General features: G+C 42.9%; 14 protein-coding genes. 7 read left to right on the plus strand and 7 right to left on the minus strand.

The annotated features are described in order from the left end of the window. Nucleotides 1–72: 72 nt before the first annotated feature. A complete protein-coding gene (locus JMX95_RS03480) occupies nucleotides 73–1,002 on the minus strand; it encodes a DUF808 domain-containing protein (protein ID WP_201552661.1) in 930 nt (309 codons plus the stop codon). A 413-nt stretch (nucleotides 1,003–1,415) separates the two neighbouring features. On the opposite strand from JMX95_RS03480, the gene JMX95_RS03485 reads away from it, so the two are divergent. From JMX95_RS03485 to JMX95_RS03505, 5 genes are all read left to right on the plus strand, one after another. After that, the gene (locus JMX95_RS03485; RefSeq protein ID WP_201552658.1) at nucleotides 1,416–2,270 is read left to right on the plus strand and encodes a DsbC family protein; all 855 of its coding nucleotides are present in this window, start codon (nucleotides 1,416–1,418) and stop codon (nucleotides 2,268–2,270) included. 270 nt (nucleotides 2,271–2,540) lie between these two features. Next, nucleotides 2,541–3,899, plus strand: coding sequence for a homoserine dehydrogenase (locus tag JMX95_RS03490; RefSeq protein WP_201552656.1), 1,359 nt, complete (start codon nucleotides 2,541–2,543; stop codon nucleotides 3,897–3,899). A gap of 96 nt (nucleotides 3,900–3,995) precedes the next feature. Continuing rightward, nucleotides 3,996–5,177, plus strand: a complete 1,182-nt coding sequence (locus tag JMX95_RS03495) for a thiolase family protein (protein ID WP_201552654.1) — start codon at nucleotides 3,996–3,998, stop codon at nucleotides 5,175–5,177. A gap of 428 nt (nucleotides 5,178–5,605) precedes the next feature. Further along, nucleotides 5,606–6,454, plus strand: a complete 849-nt coding sequence (locus tag JMX95_RS03500; RefSeq protein ID WP_045443477.1) for a DUF2382 domain-containing protein — start codon at nucleotides 5,606–5,608, stop codon at nucleotides 6,452–6,454. 261 nt (nucleotides 6,455–6,715) lie between these two features. Beyond that, complete coding sequence (locus JMX95_RS03505; protein ID WP_227675950.1) at nucleotides 6,716–7,357, plus strand: YsnF/AvaK domain-containing protein; 642 nt, start codon at nucleotides 6,716–6,718, stop codon at nucleotides 7,355–7,357. Between the two features lie 72 nt (nucleotides 7,358–7,429). Here the strand turns inward: JMX95_RS03505 and JMX95_RS03510 are convergent, their stop codons facing one another. Next, the gene (locus JMX95_RS03510; RefSeq protein ID WP_198329586.1) at nucleotides 7,430–7,963 is read right to left on the minus strand and encodes a hypothetical protein; all 534 of its coding nucleotides are present in this window, start codon (nucleotides 7,961–7,963) and stop codon (nucleotides 7,430–7,432) included. Nucleotides 7,964–8,250: 287 nt separating this feature from the next. Further along, entirely contained in the window at nucleotides 8,251–11,028 is a 2,778-nt protein-coding gene (secA, locus tag JMX95_RS03515) for a preprotein translocase subunit SecA (protein WP_201552650.1), read from the minus strand. 491 nt (nucleotides 11,029–11,519) lie between these two features. Here secA and mutS point away from each other — a divergent pair, with 491 nt between their 5' ends. Together mutS and fdxA are read left to right on the plus strand one after the other, a co-directional pair. Beyond that, on the plus strand, nucleotides 11,520–14,660 hold the full coding sequence (gene mutS / locus JMX95_RS03520; protein WP_201560008.1) for a DNA mismatch repair protein MutS: 3,141 nt from the start codon (nucleotides 11,520–11,522) through the stop codon (nucleotides 14,658–14,660). Nucleotides 14,661–14,866: 206 nt separating this feature from the next. After that, nucleotides 14,867–15,190 (plus strand): ferredoxin FdxA, encoded by a 324-nt coding sequence (gene fdxA, locus JMX95_RS03525; RefSeq protein WP_055123496.1) that lies wholly within the window; start codon nucleotides 14,867–14,869, stop codon nucleotides 15,188–15,190. 409 nt (nucleotides 15,191–15,599) lie between these two features. Here fdxA and JMX95_RS13785 read toward each other — a convergent pair whose 3' ends face one another. The 4 genes from JMX95_RS13785 to JMX95_RS03545 form a co-directional block, all read right to left on the minus strand. After that, nucleotides 15,600–15,989 carry a prepilin-type N-terminal cleavage/methylation domain-containing protein gene (locus JMX95_RS13785; RefSeq protein WP_201560009.1) on the minus strand — a complete coding sequence of 130 codons (390 nt, stop codon included), beginning with the start codon at nucleotides 15,987–15,989 and terminating at the stop codon, nucleotides 15,600–15,602. Nucleotides 15,990–16,285: 296 nt separating this feature from the next. Continuing rightward, nucleotides 16,286–16,711, minus strand: a complete 426-nt coding sequence (locus JMX95_RS03535) for a type IV pilin protein (protein WP_320157776.1) — start codon at nucleotides 16,709–16,711, stop codon at nucleotides 16,286–16,288. A gap of 2 nt (nucleotides 16,712–16,713) precedes the next feature. Further along, the gene (locus JMX95_RS13790) at nucleotides 16,714–17,316 is read right to left on the minus strand and encodes a type IV pilin protein (RefSeq protein WP_201560010.1); all 603 of its coding nucleotides are present in this window, start codon (nucleotides 17,314–17,316) and stop codon (nucleotides 16,714–16,716) included. After that, nucleotides 17,309–21,301, minus strand: a complete 3,993-nt coding sequence (locus tag JMX95_RS03545; RefSeq protein ID WP_201560011.1) for a PilC/PilY family type IV pilus protein — start codon at nucleotides 21,299–21,301, stop codon at nucleotides 17,309–17,311. The genes JMX95_RS13790 and JMX95_RS03545 overlap by 8 nt, the downstream gene beginning before the upstream one ends. Between the last annotated feature and the right edge of the window lie 5 nt (nucleotides 21,302–21,306).

Genomic DNA, 21,306 nt, shown 5'->3' on the forward strand with positions numbered 1-21,306 from the left:
TGTCAGCAACTTTGGGGCTTTTTTACGAAATAAAGTCACAATCAATATAAAGCTAAAGCACAGGTAACTGACTTAGTGTGCAGATGACGCTGTGTCGTCCTTTCCACGAATTTTACTAATAACTGTGAAGATAGCCACAACCGCAGCGCCAATGATAAAACCAATGACGCCATTTAATATCGTTGTCGTTAAGCTTTCAAAGATACCCGTTAAATCAGCGATATCCTCTACTCCATGATGTAAAAAGCCGATACCGTGTACCAAGATACCACCGCCTACTAAAAACATCGCCAACGTGCCAGCGATAGATAGAAACTTCATCAGTTTGGGTGCCGCTGCAAACATTAACTTGCCCAATTTTTGCTTGAACGCCCCTTCTTGTTCCATTAAATGCAGACCTGCATCGTCTATCTTCACGATACCAGCAACCAAGCCATAAATACCAATCGTAATACCGATGGCTAAAATAGACAGCACCAAGCTTCGTTCTAATAAAGTGGCGCTTGCCGTTGATCCCAAGGCAATCACGATAATCTCAGCTGACAGAATAAAATCCGTACGTACTGCACCTTTGATCTTTTCCTTTTCAAAAGCGACCAAATCTATAGTCTCATCAGCATTGGCTTGCCGACGAGCATTTTGCTCCTCATCATGCGGCAAAGCATGTGGCCAAAATCGATGAATGACTTTTTCAGCGCCTTCGTAAACCAAAAACAAACCACCACACATTAGTAAAAAAGTGACCAGCGGTGGATAAACAGCACTAATCAAGAGTGCCGCTGGTACTAGAATAAGCTTATTAATAAATGAGCCTTTGGCGACCGCCCAGACCACTGGTAGCTCACGATTGGCTTTGACACCCGTGACCTGTTCTGCGTTGAGCGCCAAATCATCGCCCAATACACCGGCGGTTTTTTTAGCAGCGACTTTGGTCATGACGGAAACATCATCCAATATCACACTGATATCATCAAGTAGGGTTAATAAACTGGCACCTGCCATGTGTGCTCCTTAGCAAAAATTTATTGAAATAAAGGGTTAAAAATAACTGATACCAATAGTTTTATATGAATTTTTATAAAAACACTGTTATTAGCCGTAGACTACAAGGGCAAGCGTTGATATTAAATAGTACAAATGTATCTTATTTTTTTGAATTGACGTTTATTTCTACTACTATTATCACCGCCCTCACCTCCCTATACCACCTCATAGCCTGTGGCTGTTATTTGCCATAAATATGTTAATATAGGCGACATGATTACTTACCTTTTATAATTATTAAATTGTAAAAAAACCTTTTAATTTTAAACCTTTAAGACAATATCGATACGTATTGCTTTATATAGAAATTTATTATCATTTTTCTTAAAACGACCTCACGATTAGGCACGATGCCTACAGGACACCTATATATGTCATCCCCGATTGCAAAAAACATCTTTGCTCATAACCGCTTTTCTCGAAATAATTTATCTCGCTTTATGATGAGTGCACTGCTTGTTGTGGTTGCTGCGGGCTGCTCAAACAATGCAGCAGATGCGACCAGCAACACCAGTATCGTCAATAATACCGATGCTAAAACCAGTACAAGTAACGTATCTGCTGATAGCGATGCTGCCGTGGTAAAGGCGTTGCAGGCGAATTTAAATACGTCTGGTATTGAAGAAAATATCATTTCAGCCGTACCAACAGATATGGATGGTATTTATTGGGTTACAGCGGAAGGACTGCCTTCTTTCTTTACTGATAAGTCTGGCAAACACATTATCCAAGGTCAGATTATTGCTGTTGGCGAGGCTCTGCCTGTCGATATCAGTGCGGCATTGGTTGCTAGTACCGCACAAGAAGCCCTAAAAGCCGTCGATAAAAAAGACATGGTGATTTATCCAGCAATAGGCGAAACGAAGTCAGTGGTCTATGCCTTTACCGATGCAGACTGTGGTTATTGTCGTAAATTGCATGAAGAGATGGATGATATCAATGCACGTGGTATCGAAGTACGTTATTTGGCATGGCCGCGCAGTCAGGAATCAGTGCCAAAAATGGAAGCCATTTGGTGTAGTCAAGATCGTAAGGCGGCCATGAATCAAGGAAAAATGGGCGCTGATGTACAAGCGCCTAGCTGTGCCAGCCCTGTACAAGAACACATGGCACTGGGTGCAAAACTTGGTGTGCGTGGTACTCCCGCTATCTTTACAGAATCTGGTCAGCAAGTAGGTGGCTATCTACCTGCGGCGGAGTTGGCTCAAGCTGTCGGTGCTAGCTAAAATCTGTTATTGTTTCAGGTATTTGTGATACCTATGACGATGGCGACATTGTGTAGACGTCACAACTGCTTGTCGGTATGATACGATAAAGCGCTATGAAAAATCAGCAGCATACTTTTTATTTGAGTATTTTTTATTCAACTGTAATGAGAAATCGATAAAGCTGCGACTGTCAAAATGCACGCAAATACTACAGCTAGTAGCGCATGTGCATTTGACTCTGTGACAGCGTTATCATTGGTTCATTATATTTAACCTCTTGAGGATACTGTGAGTAATTCCATCAAACTAGCGATACTTGGTCTGGGCACCGTCGGAACGGGCGTGATCAATCTAATCAATGACAACTTAAATGAGCTAAAACGCCGTAGCGGACGCGACATTATCATTACCGAAGTTGGTACGCGCCGTCATCGTGATGATATTAATCCCAATATTATGCAAAACAGTGACTTGATGGCAACTGCTGCAAGCGACAATGTCGATATCGTCGTCGAGGTGATTGGCGGTACGACCCTTGCCAAAGACGTAATTATGCACGCCATTAAAAACGGTAAGCATGTGGTGACTGCAAATAAGGCGCTATTGGCAGAACATGGCAACGAAATCTTTGCCTTTGCTGAAGAGCATAACGTCCATGTCGCTTATGAAGCAGCAGTCGCAGGCGGTATCCCCATTATCAAAGTCATGCGTGAAGCGCTCGCTGCCAATAAAATCGATTGGCTAGCAGGTATCATCAACGGTACTGGCAACTTTATCATGACCGAAATGCGTGACAAAGGTCGCCCGTTTGCAGACGTGTTGAGCGAAGCACAAGAATTGGGTTATGCAGAAGCAGACCCGACTTTTGATGTCGAAGGTATTGATGCGGCTCATAAACTGGCATTACTCGCCTCTATCGCCTTTGGTATTCCGCTGCAATTTGACAAGGTCTACTGTGAAGGCATCACTGGTATCACCTTACAAGACGTCAACTATGCGGAAGAGCTTGGCTACCGTATCAAGCATTTGGGCTTTGCCGTACGCCGTGATGGTCAAGGTAATGATGAGGCTTCTGGTATCGAACTACGCGTGCACCCAACGCTCATTCCGCAGGATGCGTTACTCGCCAACGTCAATGGCGTAAAAAACGCCGTACTGGTCAACTCTCATCCGCTTGGACAGACGCTATATTGCGGTGATGGTGCTGGTGCTGGCGCAACCGCTTCTGCGGTAATGGCCGATGTGATGGATTTGGTGCGTGTTCTAGGTAGCAAAGACAGTAACGATGAAAGCAACAGTAATCAAAACAACCACGGTCACCATGTGCCGCATTTAGCATTTATCCCTGAGCAGCTATCAGACACGCCCATATTGCGCGCTGAGCAGATGATTACCGGTTATTATCTGCGCGTACATGCTTATGATAGCCCTGGTGTGTTGGCAGATATTACTCGCATTCTAAGCGATGCTGGTATCAATATCGATGCGATTTTACAAAAACCTGCGCACAAAGTTGGTCAAGTTCCGGTTATTATTTTGACGTTGCCCGTGGTCGAAAGTCAGATGAATCTAGCCATCGAAAAAATTGAAAAATTAGAGACCATTACTGATAAAGTAGTACGCATTCGCTTAGATGAGCTAGCATAAAGCCTGCAGTTATTGAGCCTAAAAGATGCTATCTAGTCCGCGTTTGGTTTTAATTAAAACAAACTCATTTAAAATACGTAAAAAGGAATAATAACGATGTCAAATGATGCAATTGTAATTTTAAACGGCGCACGTACTCCAATGGGCGGCTTCCAAGGCGCACTAAAAGACATGAGCGCAACGGAACTTGGTGGTGCTGCTATTAAAGCCGCTGTCGAACGCTCAGGTGTGGCGGTCGATAGTATTGACGAAGTCATTATGGGCTGTATCTTGACCGCAGGCTTGGGTCAAGGCCCTGCGCGTCAAGCGATGCGTAATGCAGGTTTATCTGATTCAACTGGCGCTGTCACTATTAACAAGCTTTGTGGTTCAGGGCTAAAAGCAGTCATGCAAGCACATGACGGCATCAAAGCAGGTAGTTTCAATGTGGCAGTCGCTGGTGGCATGGAATCAATGACCAATGCGCCATACATTATGCCAGGGTCACGTGGTGGCTACCGTATGGGACATAAAGAAGTCAAAGATCACATGTTCTTAGATGGTTTAGAAGATGCTGAAACTGGCAAACTGATGGGTATGTTCGCACAGGAAATGGCTGATGAAAAAGGCTATACCCGTGAGCAAATGGATGCGTTTGCTATAGAATCGCTAAATCGTGCGCTCACTGCTATCAAAGACGACCACTTCAAAGATGAAATCACGCCAGTGACTTTTAAAACCCGTAAAGGCGAGCAAACCGTCGATACCGATGAGCAACCAGCGCTTGCTAATGCTGAGCGTATCCCTACTCTACGTCCAGCCTTCGCCAAAGATGGTACCATCACGGCAGCAAACGCCAGCTCAATCTCAGACGGTGCGGCAGCGGTTGTGGTCATGAAAGAATCGCAAGCAAAAGCTGAAGGCCTTGATTATCAAGCGCGTATCGTTGCAACCGCATCAAACTCTCGTCACCCAAGCGAATTTACCATTGCTCCGATTGGTGCAATTGAAAAAGTACTGGCTAGTGCTGGTTGGTCAGTCGCTGATGTTGACTTATGGGAAATCAACGAAGCGTTTGCAATGGTAACCATGGCGGCGATGGACGAGCTAAAAATTGACCATGCCAAAGTAAACGTTGAAGGTGGCGCTTGTGCACTCGGTCATCCAGTAGGCTGTTCAGGTGCTCGTATCTTGATCACGCTTATCAACTCTCTCAAGCGTACTGGCGGCAAAAAAGGCGTTGCAACACTTTGTATTGGTGGCGGTGAAGCCGTGGCTGTTGCTATTGAACTTGCTTGATACTCAAGTAGATTAATTAATCGATTGCTATGTTAAATTAGCTTCTATCATTATCGTTTATTATAAAATTTTCAACATATCAGGAACCGCATCGCTATTTGCTTTGCGGTTTTTCTGTGTCTATGACTCTTAAATAAGCTAGAAATATTGCTCTGTGTAAAGACACGTTAATCTTTGACCCCAGCTATGTTATGCCACTTACAGCGTATTACACGCAATTACTTCAAGCGCACACTTTGCTACCTTGCTCATATATCTCATCGAAAATCATGATGTTAAGATTCTTACAAGTCGATGTAGAGGCTACTCACATGGCTTGCTACACATTTTATTATAAAAATATTTTTACTAGAAATTTAACTTTTCCAAAACAACGATTGTTTTTAAAATAATTAATAATGATTAACTCATAAAAAAGGAAGACAACAATGAGCCAACTAATTCGTTTAAAAGATATCCAAGCTACTCATAAAGATTTAATCGGTGATGATTATTATGACCCAACAGGTAAAACTGCTTATGGCGTCAATGAAGAAAAAATCGGTAAAATTGAAGGTGCATTAGTAGAAGATACCACTGGTCGCATTCGTTATTTGATCGTTGATGCAGGCGGTTGGTTCAGTTCAAAAGAAGTGTTAGTACCAGCAGGTTTGGCACGTATCGTTGGTGATGACGTATTCTTTGACAGCTTGACCAAGTCTCAAGTCGATGCCATGGAAGTATATGACCATGATTATCAGTATAGCTATAAAGACCAGTATCAAAAGGATCGTCAAGCATTTGTCGCGGATACAGTTCCAGTTGCAGAGCGTATGGAGATTGCAGACCATGCCTATGACGCACCAAACACACTAGAGCTACTAGAAGAGCGCTTGACCGTCAATAAAGATCGTATCGTGGCAGGTTTGGTTAAAGTTGGTAAGCATATAGTGACCGAAGAGCGCAATGTCGATGTTGAGCTAGAAGAAGAGCATGCTAATATCCAGCGTACTAACGTAGATCGTCCAACAGATCGCCGCATCGGTGACATTGATGGCAATCAAACCATTGAAGTTGAACTAGAGGCTGAACGTGCCCGCGTTGGTAAAGACACTTATGTATCTGAAGAAGTAAACGTCGGTAAAACCACTGAACGTCATACTGAAACTATCGTTGAGACTATCCAACGTGAAGAATTGGATATCGATCGCGATGGCAACGTAGTAGACCGCGAAGGCAACATAATCGACCGTGATGGTATTACTGCAGAAGACGTACGCCGCGCTCGTGGTATGTAATACGCTAAACCGTCAGACTGTTTGGCTCTCATTAAAAAGTAAGAACGCCGAACAATACATGACCGTAATAAGCAGCTAAGTATTTTTACTTAGTGGATTAAGACCAGAGCATCCCTCTGGTCTTTTTTTGCTCATTATACTCAAAAATACTTAGGAATTAAAAATACTTAATGACATCTGATAAGGCTAACTTTGCAAAATTTGCAAAAATGGCTCTAAAATATTGTATAACGATTATTTGATAAAGATAAGGACATTATGATGACTAGCAATCACGACGACAGCATCCAGAACGATAGCTTTCTACAAGAGGCTTTACATAACAAGCAAGTAACACCAAACGCTATAACTGCCCCAATTGATACTCATAATGGCACAGTAGCTAATGACATAAGTAGTAATAACATAGATAAGAGCAATCATAATGTTGGACACTTAGAACTATTAGAAGAGCGTCCTGTCATCAACAAAGAGCGTTTAGATGTCGGTAAAGTAACGGTGACCAAGCATGCTCGTACCAAAACTATTGACGTGCCTATTGAGTTGGTAGAAGAATATATTACTATTCGCACCGAATACCACGATGCGAAAAGTCAGGACTTATTGTCAGGCAATTATGATGAAAAGGATATATTGCGCCATGTCGAGCCATCGTTAGATAGCAATGCGGTCGTTACCGTGAATGGCAAACAGATCGAAATTGGTGATGAACCGATTGAAATTGTCCTATCACGTCAAGTGGCTACTATTACTAAAGACACTTATGCTATCCAAGAAATCGATATCAATAAAACCACTCATACCCATACAGATAGTATCCAAGTAGTGCTTAAGCATGAAGAATTAGATGTGAAGGAAGAAGGGTTCTTGGCACATGAGTCTAGCGCCAATCCTCATAAATAATTTTGCTGACTCATTAAAACCAGACATAAAAAAAGCAACGTTATCGTTGTTTTTTTCTTGATTGCTTACTTATTATGAGGTTTTTTTACATTCATAAGTGCTGACATTCGCCGCATCTGTACCTGCTGTACGCATCACACCCGTCTCACGCGCTTCGTGTGCTACACGCCACTGGGTAAAGCCCTGACTGCCATCAATAGCAGTTGCTACTTCAAACACTTCTGGATTACTGGCATCATTGGTTTTATTTAATGTCACCGTACCCGTATCAGTCGCGATGACTACTTGTTTGGCATCTTCTTTATAAGTTGCATTAACTTTCAGCTCAGGTGAGCAAAGATAAGCTATTTGACTGACGCCACTATTTACCGAAGCTACGGTATCATCCTGTACTTCACTGAGCGATGCATCCGCTGTATCGACAACCACCTCATTAGGCTCAGCAGGTTCAGCGGACATCGGTACCGTTTCTTCGCTATGAGCACCATCATCTATACCCGCTTCTGTCTCTGACTGTTGTTGACAAGCACTAAGCGTCAGAACGCCAGCAAGTAAGCCAGTCAGCGCCACAGAAGTACGCAATTTTTTTAATAATTCTATAGTCATAACACTTTCCCCAATGAATATGTTAAACACTATAACGTGTCCATAAATTCACGCCTATGTTGAATTTGTAAGTAATCAATACGAAATATAGCCAACACGTTTGTGAAGAGTCAACTTTACTATCTACAAATAATATAGTCGATTCAAGATGATTTAGAGACAAAGAATACGAGCAAATACAGAAAAGCCCTTATCTACTTTAGATAAGGGCTTTTGAGACTAAGGAATATTAAAGATATATAAGCAGCAATGCTTAAGTATTTATTATCAATATTCGCTTATGAATGCTATATTTTACCATGACATTGCTTGTACTTAAGACCTGAACCACAAGGGCATGGGGCGTTACGACTGATATTCATACCAGCATATGGGTCTGCCTCATTGGCATTATTACCACTACCCACAATAGCACCTGCGACTGCACTACCAGCAAGATTGCGATTTTGCGCGGCGGATTTTTCAGCACCGCTATCCATATTATCAATATCACTATGCTCGAACTGCATTTGCATATGAGCAGCATTCTCACGCTGCTGTATTTCCAGCGCTTCTAGCTCTTCTTTGGTCGGAATATGGACACGTGATAAATCTTGAACGGTCTCAGATTTAATTGCGCCAAGCATCATTTGGAACAGCTCAAATGATTCACGCTTATATTCTTGCTCAGGGTTTTTCTGTGCATAACCACGCAGATGAATCCCTTTACGTAGCTGATCCATTTGGGTCAAATGCTCTTTCCAATGCTTGTCTAAACTTTGTAGCATAAAGTGACGCTCAAGCTGAGCAGCATCTTTTTCGCCCATCTGCTCACGGCGGCTATGATAGCGATCGATAGCTGTTTGGATGATTTTGGCACGTAAGCCTTCTTCATCTAAGCGGCGATCTTCATCGAGCCAATCATTGATCGGCATCGCAATCTTAAATTCATTTTCAAGCTCGTCTTCTAAGCCATCAACATTCCATTGATCATCGATAGAACCTGGTGGAATAAACTGGTTAATCATGGCGTTATAAACTTCTTCGTGCATAATCTCAATGGCTTCAAGTAAATCCATCTCTGCTAGCAAGTCATCACGCTGACCATAGATCACTTTACGCTGCTCATTGGCGACGTCATCATATTTCAACAGATTTTTACGCGCATCAAAATCGCGGCTTTCTACTTTACCTTGGGCATTTTCAATCGATTTTGAGACCATCTTATGCTCAATGGCTTCATCTTCTTTAAGACCCATGGCACGCATCATATTTACGACGCGGTCGCCAGCAAAGATACGCATCAAGTCATCTTCGAGCGATAAAAAGAAACGCGACATCCCAGGATCGCCCTGACGACCAGCACGACCACGTAACTGGTTATCGATACGACGTGATTCATGGCGCTCAGAACCAATGATATGCAAACCGCCAGCCGCAACCACTTGGTCATGTTTCACTTGCCATTCTGCTTTTAGGCGTGCCATTTCTTCAGGACTGACCGAATCGATATCTTCAATAAACGATTGCCAGTTACCACCAAGGATAATATCAGTACCACGACCAGCCATGTTGGTCGCGATCGTCACAGCCTTTGGACTACCTGCCTGCGCGATGATTTCGGCTTCACGTTCGTGTTGTTTGGCGTTGAGGACGTTATGCTTGACGCCTTCTTGATCGAGCAAGTAAGACAACTCTTCACTGGCTTCAATCGTCGCCGTACCAACCAATACTGGGGCACCTTTGGCTTGAATCTCTTTGATTTCGCGAATGATACCTTTGTATTTTCCTAACTTGGTTAAGAAAATCTGGTCATCCATATCGATACGAGCAATCGGCTCGTGCGTTGGAATCACGATGACATCTAAGTCATAAGTTGATTTAAATTCTGCTGCTTCGGTATCAGCGGTACCTGTCATGCCTGATAATTTTTCATACAAACGGAAGTAGTTCTGGAACGTCGTGGTCGCAAGCGTTTGGTTTTCTGCTTGAATTTCGACGTTTTCTTTGGCTTCTACCGCTTGATGCAGACCTTCTGACCAACGGCGACCCGGCATGGTACGACCGGTGTTTTCATCAACGATAACCACTTCACCATCATCGACGATATAGTGTACGTTTTTAACGAATACATGATGGGCGCGAATGGCAGCTTGTACGTGCGCCAATAATGGCAAACGGCTTGGGCTGTATAAACTTTCATTTTCACCCAACTCACCGACTTCGATTAAGAAGCGCTCAATTTTTTCATAGCCTTTTTCACTGATTTCGATTTGACGATTTTTTTCATCAATCCAGAAATCTTCTTCTTCGTTATTCTTATTGGCCTCTTCGTCTTTTGAGCGAATCAGCACCGGGATAATGGTATTAATCAGCGCATACATACGTGAAGAGTCTTCGGCTTGACCTGAGATAATCAGCGGCGTACGAGCCTCATCGATTAAAATAGAGTCAATTTCATCGATAATACAGAAGTTTAATGGACGCTGCTTTTTCTCTTTTAAACTAAAGACCATGTTATCGCGCAGATAATCAAAGCCGTATTCGTTATTGGTACCGTAAGTGATATCCGCTTGATAAGCGTCGATTTTTTCTTGCGGTGGTTGCTGTGAATAAATGACTCCGACGGTCATGCCCAAAAAGCCAAATAATGGACGGTTCAATTCAGCATCACGTGCCGCCAAATAATCGTTGACCGTAACCAGATGGACACCTTTACCACTGATAGCATTGAGGTACATCGCCAAAGTACCCATTAGGGTTTTACCTTCGCCGGTTTTCATCTCAGCGATTTTGCCTTCGTGCAAGGTGATACCACCGATCAGCTGCACATCATAATGACGCATGCCATTGACGCGTAATGACGCTTCACGGCAGACGGCAAATGCTTCTGGTAGTAATGCATCTAAGCTTTCACCTTGTTGGTGGCGTGCTTTAAACTCTTCGGTTTTTTGTTGTAATTGCTCATCAGACAGGGCTTGTACCGCAGCCTCTTGTGCGTTGATTTTGCTGACCACTTTGCGCATGCGCTTTAATTCGCGGTCATTTTTAGTGCCAACCACACTGCCTATAATCTTTGATAACATAATTTTTTGACCTATGGAAATATTCGATAATTAGTGCGCATTAGCCAAAGCTTCGCCCGCTGCCGCCTTGTCATTACAGTCATCACCTGACTAAGTACCTTTTGTTAACAAAGCACTGATTAATAAGGTACTGCCTAATGAAGTGTCGCCTAATGAAGTATCGCCCAATTAAGTGTGACGTCATTATATATGGTTATGACGCCGATGGATACAAGGGCAGCGAGTAGATATTTGCCGACGTAAAAGCGCGGCAGGACGTGCTAGAATAGTATTTACACTTTCACACTTCTTAGTCTTTCGACTGCTAAATTTGCGCGCTATGATGACCCTTTAATAAAGCTATTTTGGTAAAAATCAACCAGAATCTTGCAAATTAACCACTCATAAGCGAGTGTTTTTCTCATCTATTTTTTTACGCTGATATGTATATACCGTCGTACATCTAACGCCAGCCGACTAAAAACCCATTTAAGCATTATAAGAGACTCTGCATGACCGCTAAGCCATCCGCTCAAAACCTTAACGCCGCCAAACCTACTCCGTCAAAGTACGCAATATCAAAACAACAGACCGCGACACCTTTGACCGCCGATCAGTTGATGGTAGGCGATGCCGTTTATCACTTGGCAGATCATACGCCGATGATGGTGCAATATCTAACCATGAAAGCCAACTATCCACAAGCGTTACTGCTGTACCGCATGGGTGATTTTTATGAGTTATTTTTTGATGATGCCAAGCGCGCGGCACAAATATTAGACATCACCTTGACTCGCCGTGGTACGGATAAAGCGGGCAATACCATTGCCATGGCAGGTGTGCCTTTTCATGCGGCCGATAGCTACATGGCAAGGTTGATAGCTGCTGGGCAAACCGTCGTTGTGTGTGAGCAAATTGACGAATCAGCCACTGGCACTGACAACACGAATAACCCTTCCAATGCTCCGACGATGGGCGATAAGCAGAAAAAAGATAAAAGCAAATCTGCTGCTGGCAGTATTATGCGCCGTGAAGTGGTTAAAACGCTGACCGCAGGGACAATTACTGATGATGCTTTAATTGCGCCCAATCATACGCCAACTGTGGTCGCCATTGATATCGAGATACCTAAATCGAACAGCAAACAACCTATGCAAGCTGCCATTAGCCAAATGGATTTAGCTGCTGGAACACTAACGACGCAAACGCTTAGTGCCAGCTATAATAACAACCATGATGATGTTAAAAATTTGCAAACGCAAATGCTGACGGTGCTGGCACGCTTTGCGCCTAGTGAATGTATCGTTAGCGAAGCACTTAACGACCGTATCGGCGAAGATTGGATGCTGTGGCTACGTCAACATCTCGACTGTCCTATTATCCAAGTGGCGGCAAATGACTTCCATCGTGAGCATGCCAGCGCAACCCTTTGCCAACAGTTTGACGTGCAACGCCTTGATGGACTAGGAATCAATGACGCACTTCTTGCCCAATCTAGCTGTGCGGCGCTCATACATTATGCACGGCAAACTCAGCAGCGTCATGTGCCACAACTTAATCAGCTGATCGTTGAGTACAGTGACGATTATTTAATTATCGATGCCAATAGTCAGCAAAATCTTGAGCTATTTACACCCGTTAGCAGCAATGGAACCTCATTAATATCTGTCCTCAATCATTGTCAAACACCGATGGGTCGACGCTTACTGGTGCAGCAAATGAAACGCCCACTGCGTCAGCATTCGCGCATTAATATGCGCTTAGATGCGATAACCAGTTTGTTAAATACTGATAAACAGCCTGAGCAAAGCTCGGGAAATATCTCATTAGTTACTAGCTTACGCGAAACCTTAAACGCTATTGGTGATATGGAACGTATTAGTAGCCGTATTGGACTAATGAGTGCTAAACCGCGTGACCTGCGTAAACTTGCTGAGGGTATTGCTAGTAGCGCCCAGCTTACGACGCTACTGACGAATGCAGATATTCGCCATGAGCAGGCAGGACTGTTGCCGATGCTAATGCAGCAATTGCCTGCGCAGTTACCTGCCGTACAGTCCGTCGCTGAGCTGATTGAGCGCGCTATTATTGCCGAGCCGCCTGCTCATATTCGCGATGGTGGCATGCTAGCCGCTGGCTATGATGAAGAGTTTGATCGCCTGACTCATCTCCATGACAATATCCAAGTAACCTTGGATGAGATGGTAGAGCGCGCGCGTTTAGAGAGCCAATTACCCAGTCTAAAAGTAGGTTTTAATAAAGTGAGCGGCTTTTATTTTGAATTGCCTAAAATGCAGGCAAAGAATGCACCAGCACATTTTATCCGTCGGCAAACGCTAAAAAGCAGCGAGCGCTTTATCACTGATAAGCTAAAAGAAGTTGAGACAGAATATCTCAGCGCGCAAAGCTTAGCATTGACCCGTGAAAAGCAGCTGTATCACGAACTCTTAACTGAACTCAGCAACCATTTAGCCGAACTGCAACAACTGAGCGCTGCGGTTGCGCAAATAGATGTGCTCAGTAATTGGGCACAGCTTGCAATTATTTATAACTGGCAGCGTCCAGTCATGAGTAACGACTCAAAAGAAGATAGCGGCTTAAAAAACAGTCACTTAAAAAATGGCTTGAATAATAACAATCAAACCAGTATCGATATCAAAGCAGGTCGTCATGTCGTCGTCGAAGCCGCACTAAACCCTATTCATACTCAAAGCAATACTCCTGCCAAGCATAGCAGCCATTTTGTCGCTAATGATTGTGCATTAGGCAGTCATAAAAATCATGAAAGACTGTTGATGATTACTGGTCCTAATATGGGTGGTAAATCAACCTATATGCGCCAAACCGCGCTGATTGTTCTACTCGCTCATTGCGGTAGCTTTGTGCCAGCAGCGCGTGCTCATATCGGCGATATCGACCGTATCTTTACCCGTATTGGCTCAGCTGATGATTTGGCGGGCGGCAAATCCACCTTTATGGTAGAAATGATTGAAACGGCTAATATTCTCAATCAAGCGACCAACAAATCGTTGGTGCTGATGGATGAAGTCGGACGCGGCACAGCGACCACTGACGGTTTGGCCATTGCTCATGCTTGCGTTAATCGATTGCTAGAGATTGGCTGCCTGACATTATTTGCCACTCACTACTTTGAGCTGACAAAATTGGCGGAAAACTATAAAGAAAGCAGTGGCAGCAATGACAAACTTATCCGCAACGTCCATGTCGCTGCTAGCGAAATCGACGGTCAACTGTTACTACTGCATCAAATCAAAGATGGTGCAGCAAGTTCTAGCTTTGGTCTGCATGTGGCAAAAATGGCAGGGATTCCTACCCAAGTACTGGATGATGCCAAGCGCTACTTAGCAGATAACTTAAAATTAGACCCTATTGAGGCAGAAAGCGTAAGAACCGTTGATGACAAAAATGAATTAGCTAAGTCAGTAAATGATAAATGCGATCATATGAATGGTCATGAAATAGAGAGAGCTGATATAAAAACCACCAATCAATCTCAAATAATGGCTGATATTCCACAACAAAATCAGCTGTTTAGCTTACAGGATGAGCTAAGTGCGATTGATCCTGATACCTTAACGCCAAAGCAAGCGCATGATTTACTCTATCATTTGAAGAAAATCATTAGTCATTAAAGGGAATTGTCAATTAGTCGTAAAGGCGTTAAAATGTGCCTTATTTTCCAACTATTCTATGTAGCCCTTATCGTTGATTCACTTTAAAAGAAAATCATGGCAACCAAGTGCAGATGTACCAATAATACGTCAAGCACGGTGAGCACAGTAACTCTTTTAAAAGGGATGAACTATATCAGCCAATCCAATAACAGGTAGACCTCACTATGACCTTTGTCGTTACAGATAACTGCATTCTTTGCAAATACACCGACTGTGTGGAAGTCTGTCCTGTGGACTGCTTTTATGAAGGCCCGAACTTCCTCGTCATCGACCCTGATGAGTGCATCGACTGCGCGCTATGCGAGCCTGAATGTCCTGCCAATGCGATCTTCTCAGAAGATGAAGTACCAAAAGGACAAGAGATGTTCACTCAGCTCAATGAAGAGCTGGCACAAAAATGGCCAAACATCACAGAAATGAAAGGTCAGTTGCCAGAAGCTGAAAAGTGGGATGGCGTGGAAGGCAAGATTCAGTATTTAGAGAAGTAGTAACTTCTTTAAAACGGCTCAGTATGTTTATACTAAAATCATAAAAAACCACCTAGTAGCGAGATGCTGTTAGGTGGTTTTTTAGTTTAGAAAAATAGAGATAGAACTTAAGGTAGTATTCGGCAAGGCGATCCGTGTAGCCAAAGGATGTATAAGACATAAGGATAACCTTATAGCAAGAGGTAATTCTATATTGCACACCCTATGCCACATGCATACTTCACTAGCATATTTGCTATTTTTAAATTTGTTTTGGAGATAAAAAAAACCAAACAAGGCGTTTGGTTTTTTAGAAAATATTCATATTTCTTAGTTTAAGTATTATATATTTAGAATTCTTAAACTAGTTCAAAATTACGTACAACTTCAATAACAATTCCATGCTTATAATCTAAACTAAATTTGATTACTAAGTTTTAGGGACAACCACACATGTTGCACCATTAGGTAAGTCACATTTCACTGTACCACCTGTACCCTCTTTCGGAGTAATTTTGATAGCCGCTAAAGTAGTAGTGTCTTTAATACCCTTAATAGCTGCTGTAAGCGCATCGTCAGGAGCCGAACAGTTAGACATATTTGCTTTAGCCACGTCTGGCTTTTGTGCGTCTACTCGGTTTGGATCTACAGCCCAATTATAAAGGTTGTTTGAATAGCCTTTAAACTCAGATAAACAAGCGTTATCTCTAGCTTTTTGAGTATAGCCTTGATAAGCAGGAATAGCGATTGCAGCTAGGATACCGATAATAGCAACAACGATCATTAGTTCGATTAAAGTAAAACCTTTTTGTGTGTTCATAGACTTGTCCTTTAGGATAATTTGACAGTAGATTAATAATCTTACTGTCAGTTATAAATAAAATTTCTTTCTTATTTTAAATTCTGCATATAATGTGCCAAATTACTACTTATAGTATATATTTAGGCTGATTATTTGATTTTTATTACTTTATTAAGCTTTTAAGCCGTTCAATCCAGTATTAACCGACAGTAAATATTACGCTTAGCCTACTAAATATTGTCAATTGATATTATTTTGAGAGTAGATAGTAAATCAAACTGACGTTTTTTGTCAACCAGCCCTAAATATCCATTTTATCGCCATTCATTATCCATACCACAGGTTGCGTCGCGACATTTCAGCCCACGATAGTCAAAAGTTAGATCGCCATCACCAGCCATTCGGGTACCTGCTATGGGTGACGCAATAATTGTCCATTCATAAGTCAGCGGATCTGGATCAAAGCTGATCGTATAAAGTGAATTACTTTGTGGGAAATTACCACCGAGACCAGTGAGTAACGCGTTGCTATATTGCCCTTGTGCCAGCTTGCGACTTTTGATAGTAGCAGCAATGTTTTGTAACTCGCTCATCGTATCGGCACGATGACTTCTTTCAATATATCCCTGATAGCTTGGGTAAGCGATAGCCGCTAAGATACCGATGATAGCAACGACTATCAGCAACTCTATAAGCGTAAAGCCTCGTGTCTGGTTTATCTTTGTCGTATTATTTTTCATTATTACCACACCTGAGCATTATTACCACAGTCTACTGCTCCAATCGCGATAGTCGTCGTTGTCATACATCTCATACCAGAGCTAGTAAGCATGATTTTGCTGCCAGTTTTGATATAACCAGTAGGATTAGGTACTGCAAGCATTTTCCATGTGCGTCCTGTGACATTGTCCACACCTATCGCTGCGACTAAGCTTTTAGGCGTGCCTGATGTATCACCATCAACTAGGGTAATGCGATAGGTGTAATCATCGCCACTACCCGCAGGCACATTGATGATGGTATCATCCGTGTCTGCATAGCTGTAATCAGTATCACCATTGCTATCAACTGTTTGTGGTACAAAGCCTTTATAAGTGAGAGCAGTAGCACGCCAACGCTCTAGCTCTAACTGTAACTGCAGCATCTTGGCTTGGGTGTCACGTTCAGCATTAACGATCGTATATTGTCTATAGCTTGGGACAGCGATAGCTGCCAAAATAGCTAAGATAACCACAACGATCATCACCTCAATGAGCGTGAAGCCTTTTTGGGCAGTTGGGTCTCCGTAGCGACTTGCCAACACACCGCTCAATAACCGCTGAAAGCTGTTGCCATGTCTAGTCATTCACTGACTCCGATAACTGCTCATACCATCTGGTAGTAAATAAACGGTAGTCCATAATACTGACATTACCACCGCCAGAGCCACTAGCGTTTTCATTGTTTGCATCAAGACTCGATCCTTTACAACTACCGCTAGGACAGCTGGTATCTAATCCTGAATCTTTATCTGATGACCAAGCACCACCAAACTCGAGACGATTATCTGAGTTAACTAACTCACTAAATGACTGAGTACCTAGCATGATGCGCGTGGTAGGGTTCGCTGGATTGAACGCACCGAAAGCCAGCTCTTGAATACCTTTACCTGCACGTACAAACCCACCTGTACCATTTGATGATTTGTCTGTTGTAGCACCCTCTTGCTCACAGATACCGTAAGGCAAGCAGTATATCTGACGCTCTGAACCACCAACGATCTGAGCAGCACAGCCACTGGTATCATCATATTTCATTTCTGGGCTATATGCCGTCATATAATAAAGACCACCAATGGCCATGCCATCACCCATCGATTTAACATTTTTAACTTTACTATTACCGTCAAACTGATTCAATGGATAGAACCAACCTTGTGAAGTTGCGACATTTGGCCGCATCGGTGATTTCACGCCTGCCTTAGTTGCACTGGTATTGCTTTGATTAAAAGGCAATTCAATCAAATTGTCTGAATTAAGGTCTTTGGTCGCTAGCGTTATCATTGCATCCTTACCATACAGTCCTGGACTGGCGATATCTCGATCAATAATACCGAACAGTCGATCAGCCTGGCTAGGGATCGTATTGCGTAAACGCGATATTGGATTACTTCTATCACCAGAGGCAATGTTGACTAGCGCAAATAGAACGCTTTGATCTTTATAAAAGCTCACAGATGGCTGACCATAAAACCGGCGCTGTAGCCCTTCTGTTTCGAGTGTTCCTGAGTTAGCATCAAGTACTTTTACGATGCGGCGGGTAAAGTTATTGATACCAGCACTGCCACTGATAGCCTGCCCATTACGCAAATCTACGCGAAACAACTTTCCACCTAAATCAGCAAAATATAGATGATCAATCATGCCATCATCATCACGATCTAGCGTGGTAATTTTACCTACTACGCTATGTTTCATCTCGGACACTTGAATATGTTTGCCAGAGGCACCTGAGGTTCGGCCTGATATCGACCAAATTATATCGCCTGTTTTGGCGTCTGCAATATAGACTGCATTACCATCTGCAACTGGTTTACTTTTACATTCTGCAAACTCATTGTTTGAACTGTTCAGCTTAAATGTCGGGTCTTCATAGCACTCATCGTAACCGCCACCGAAGATAATTACATCTTTAATGCTATTTTTTCCCGTACCAACTTTTATCTTACCAGAGACTGGTTCACTCCATACCTTTCCTAATGCCTGATAATCACCTGTTGCATCGAGGCTAAACAGCATTTTTGGACTGTTTAGGTTGCTAACATCTAGACCATATAGTCCTTTACCACCTTGGCGAAGACCACCATAGACATAGACTTTATCAGCAACAATTTTGCCAGATGACTCAGATGTGGGCGAACTAAAATCGTACTTATAACTGCCTTGAACTGCCCACGGCGCATCAATGCCAAAGACAGGCGCATCTGCGATAGTACCCTCTGGCTGCAAGGCTTCAATCTGCTTATTAAGAATAGTCTTTGGGATAAATGCCAGACTCTCTTGTCCACTATCTGCTGAAGCGATATGCAAAGCACCTTCCATGGAGCCAAACATCACATAGTCATCGCGGCTACTCTCATCAGTCGCCACCATACCTGCATCGGCATCTATTTTACCATCACCATCAGCATCTTTGTCATTCGCATTAATCTTGGCACCATAAGAGATGATTGTCGGTCTGGAGTGGATGACACCACCCAGCACTTTTATGTCACCTGGTGGCTTAATGATGATTTTTTTGAGCTCTGCTTGCACGCCTACAGCGGAAGTATTGATACGATTCGCTTCTGCCTGAGTGGGGCTGGCATCATAACCTAAGAAGCTTAATAGGTATAATTTCCTCAAGGTATTATATGAGTTATCAAGTGTGTCGAATCCTTGCAGTACGCCGTCTTTGACACCTACTTTAAGCAGTTGTGTTTTACCACCCACAGTGTTTTCGACATAGACATTACGTGTGGTATTATCTGTAGTCTTTGGAGTCTTTAGCTGAGCATAAAAACCACCCGCTGTGATTCTATTGTTTACGTTAATGCTGTCGCCAGCATCGTTGAGCATAGTTTCATTCTTTGTGCTCCAAATATCTTGGGCATCTGGGTTTAAGTCATCAGGAAAACCATCCCCATCCTCATCGATATAAAGTCTTTTGTCATCTTGTCCAAACAATGTGGCTTGCTTAACGTGATACTTCTTTAGATTGCCTGGCCAGATTGCCACATTACTACCTACCTTTGGCTCTAACATCGGCAGATAAGCATAGGGTTTCACGCCCAAACTACTGAGCGGATCTGCGGGGACTGTGATGGTACCGGCTGGGACACTTGGTAACTCTGCCTTTAGGTCTTCGATGACCGATAGCACACTACCGACGATATCTTTGGTATCTTTAGCAAAATAAAAACCACCTTGTCCGTAGCCACCGACACCATCATAGATGCCCGATTCCATACCTAGGTTGCATGCATTGCGCGCGTCAGGGTTGTCACTAGCTGATATTTGCGAGCAGTCATAAAACTTTTTCTCATATTTATATGGTGCACCATTACTATCTGTAAATTTATTAAGAATGATTTCTTTAGATTGGTAATTGCGAGGGTTGTTAACTGTACTAAAATCTGCACCAAAGCCAACCATTGCTGTAGTCACATTTCGCTTGGTACGTAACTGCTTTGCAAACTCTCCCATGCACTGCCATCTACCATCCGATGACTCACCTTGTAGTAGCCCATTGAAGCTAGGGCAAGACAATGCTGAGGTGTTTAGAGCGGTACCCATCATACGTCCTAATGCGGTCTCATTATTCATGTTATTAGGAGAGCCATCGGTCAACAGATAGACGCCTTTTGCCCCGCATTCCTGCGTTGGCGGGGCTATATAAGACTTATTAGTACCACTACCGCGCACAATATCGCTATCATAAGTATCCATCATGCCACTGTAGGAGTTAGACGAATACCCTCCTAATGTACTGTTACCTAACATATAAGCACCTGCTTCAGTAAAGGCTGTAGCCATCGGTGTAACACCTGAGGCTCGTAGATCTCCTAAGAAGTCTTTGATCTTTTGTTTTTGGGCTGTGTCTAAAGGTTTGGCTGCGACCTTAATGCGGCCTTGCCTGTCATTATCACCATAGGCAAAAGCACCTACGCCCATAACGATATCCTCATTGAGGTTCTCAAACTCAAGCAGCTCTATCAGCGCAAGCTTCAGCTTTGACATACGGTCATAAACTCTTTCACCATCTTTTTCGCAGTACTCTAAGCGTATACCATTTACATCTTCAACAATAGGATTATAAGTTGGTGCGTAGAATGTATTTCTATTATTGCTCATAACACATACTTGATTATCTTTACCCTTTAATTCCGATGCTGTATACATTTCATAATTTCGATAGTAAGTAAGACCGGATGGAATATCTCCATAGTTATTATATTGATAAAAAGTATACGTATAATCATCATTGTTTCGGCAACGCCACTTATTACAAACCTTACTATAAGCCTCATATATAGTATTATATTTATAATCTTCATCTTGTGTGAAGCTATGATCACCACCCATACTGCCTGACTTATCTAGCATTAAGGTAAGAGTAGGTTTGTTTGATTCGGTACTGGGTTGATAAATAGTCAAGTCGCCAAGCTTGTTATAGCTTGCGTTGCCACTGACATCGTACGAGGTGCCAGCGTGGGTTATAACTGAAGATGCCATGAGTGCACCCACCGCCAACGTGATAGCAGCAGGACGAAACTGTAATGGTAAAGCAAAGGTCGATTGAATGAGTTTCATGTTGA

Origin of the sequence: Psychrobacter sp. NC44 (genome assembly GCF_904846655.1) — a bacterium.
Classification (GTDB): Bacteria; Pseudomonadota; Gammaproteobacteria; order Pseudomonadales; family Moraxellaceae; genus Psychrobacter.

What these genes read in the sequence shown, in the direction of transcription:
- JMX95_RS03500 (WP_045443477.1), top strand. Translation starts at nt 5,606, where the DNA reads ATGAGCCAACTAATTCGTTTAAAAGATATCCAAGCTACTCATAAAGAT.
- JMX95_RS13790 (WP_201560010.1), bottom strand. Translation starts at nt 17,316, where the DNA reads ATGACTAGACATGGCAACAGCTTTCAGCGGTTATTGAGCGGTGTGTTG.
- JMX95_RS03495 (WP_201552654.1), top strand. Translation starts at nt 3,996, where the DNA reads ATGTCAAATGATGCAATTGTAATTTTAAACGGCGCACGTACTCCAATG.
- JMX95_RS03510 (WP_198329586.1), bottom strand. Translation starts at nt 7,963, where the DNA reads ATGACTATAGAATTATTAAAAAAATTGCGTACTTCTGTGGCGCTGACT.
- fdxA (WP_055123496.1), top strand. Translation starts at nt 14,867, where the DNA reads ATGACCTTTGTCGTTACAGATAACTGCATTCTTTGCAAATACACCGAC.
- mutS (WP_201560008.1), top strand. Translation starts at nt 11,520, where the DNA reads ATGACCGCTAAGCCATCCGCTCAAAACCTTAACGCCGCCAAACCTACT.
- JMX95_RS03545 (WP_201560011.1), bottom strand. Translation starts at nt 21,301, where the DNA reads ATGAAACTCATTCAATCGACCTTTGCTTTACCATTACAGTTTCGTCCT.
- JMX95_RS03535 (WP_320157776.1), bottom strand. Translation starts at nt 16,711, where the DNA reads ATGAAAAATAATACGACAAAGATAAACCAGACACGAGGCTTTACGCTT.
- JMX95_RS03485 (WP_201552658.1), top strand. Translation starts at nt 1,416, where the DNA reads ATGTCATCCCCGATTGCAAAAAACATCTTTGCTCATAACCGCTTTTCT.
- secA (WP_201552650.1), bottom strand. Translation starts at nt 11,028, where the DNA reads ATGTTATCAAAGATTATAGGCAGTGTGGTTGGCACTAAAAATGACCGC.
- JMX95_RS03480 (WP_201552661.1), bottom strand. Translation starts at nt 1,002, where the DNA reads ATGGCAGGTGCCAGTTTATTAACCCTACTTGATGATATCAGTGTGATA.
- JMX95_RS03505 (WP_227675950.1), top strand. Translation starts at nt 6,716, where the DNA reads ATGACTAGCAATCACGACGACAGCATCCAGAACGATAGCTTTCTACAA.
- JMX95_RS13785 (WP_201560009.1), bottom strand. Translation starts at nt 15,989, where the DNA reads ATGAACACACAAAAAGGTTTTACTTTAATCGAACTAATGATCGTTGTT.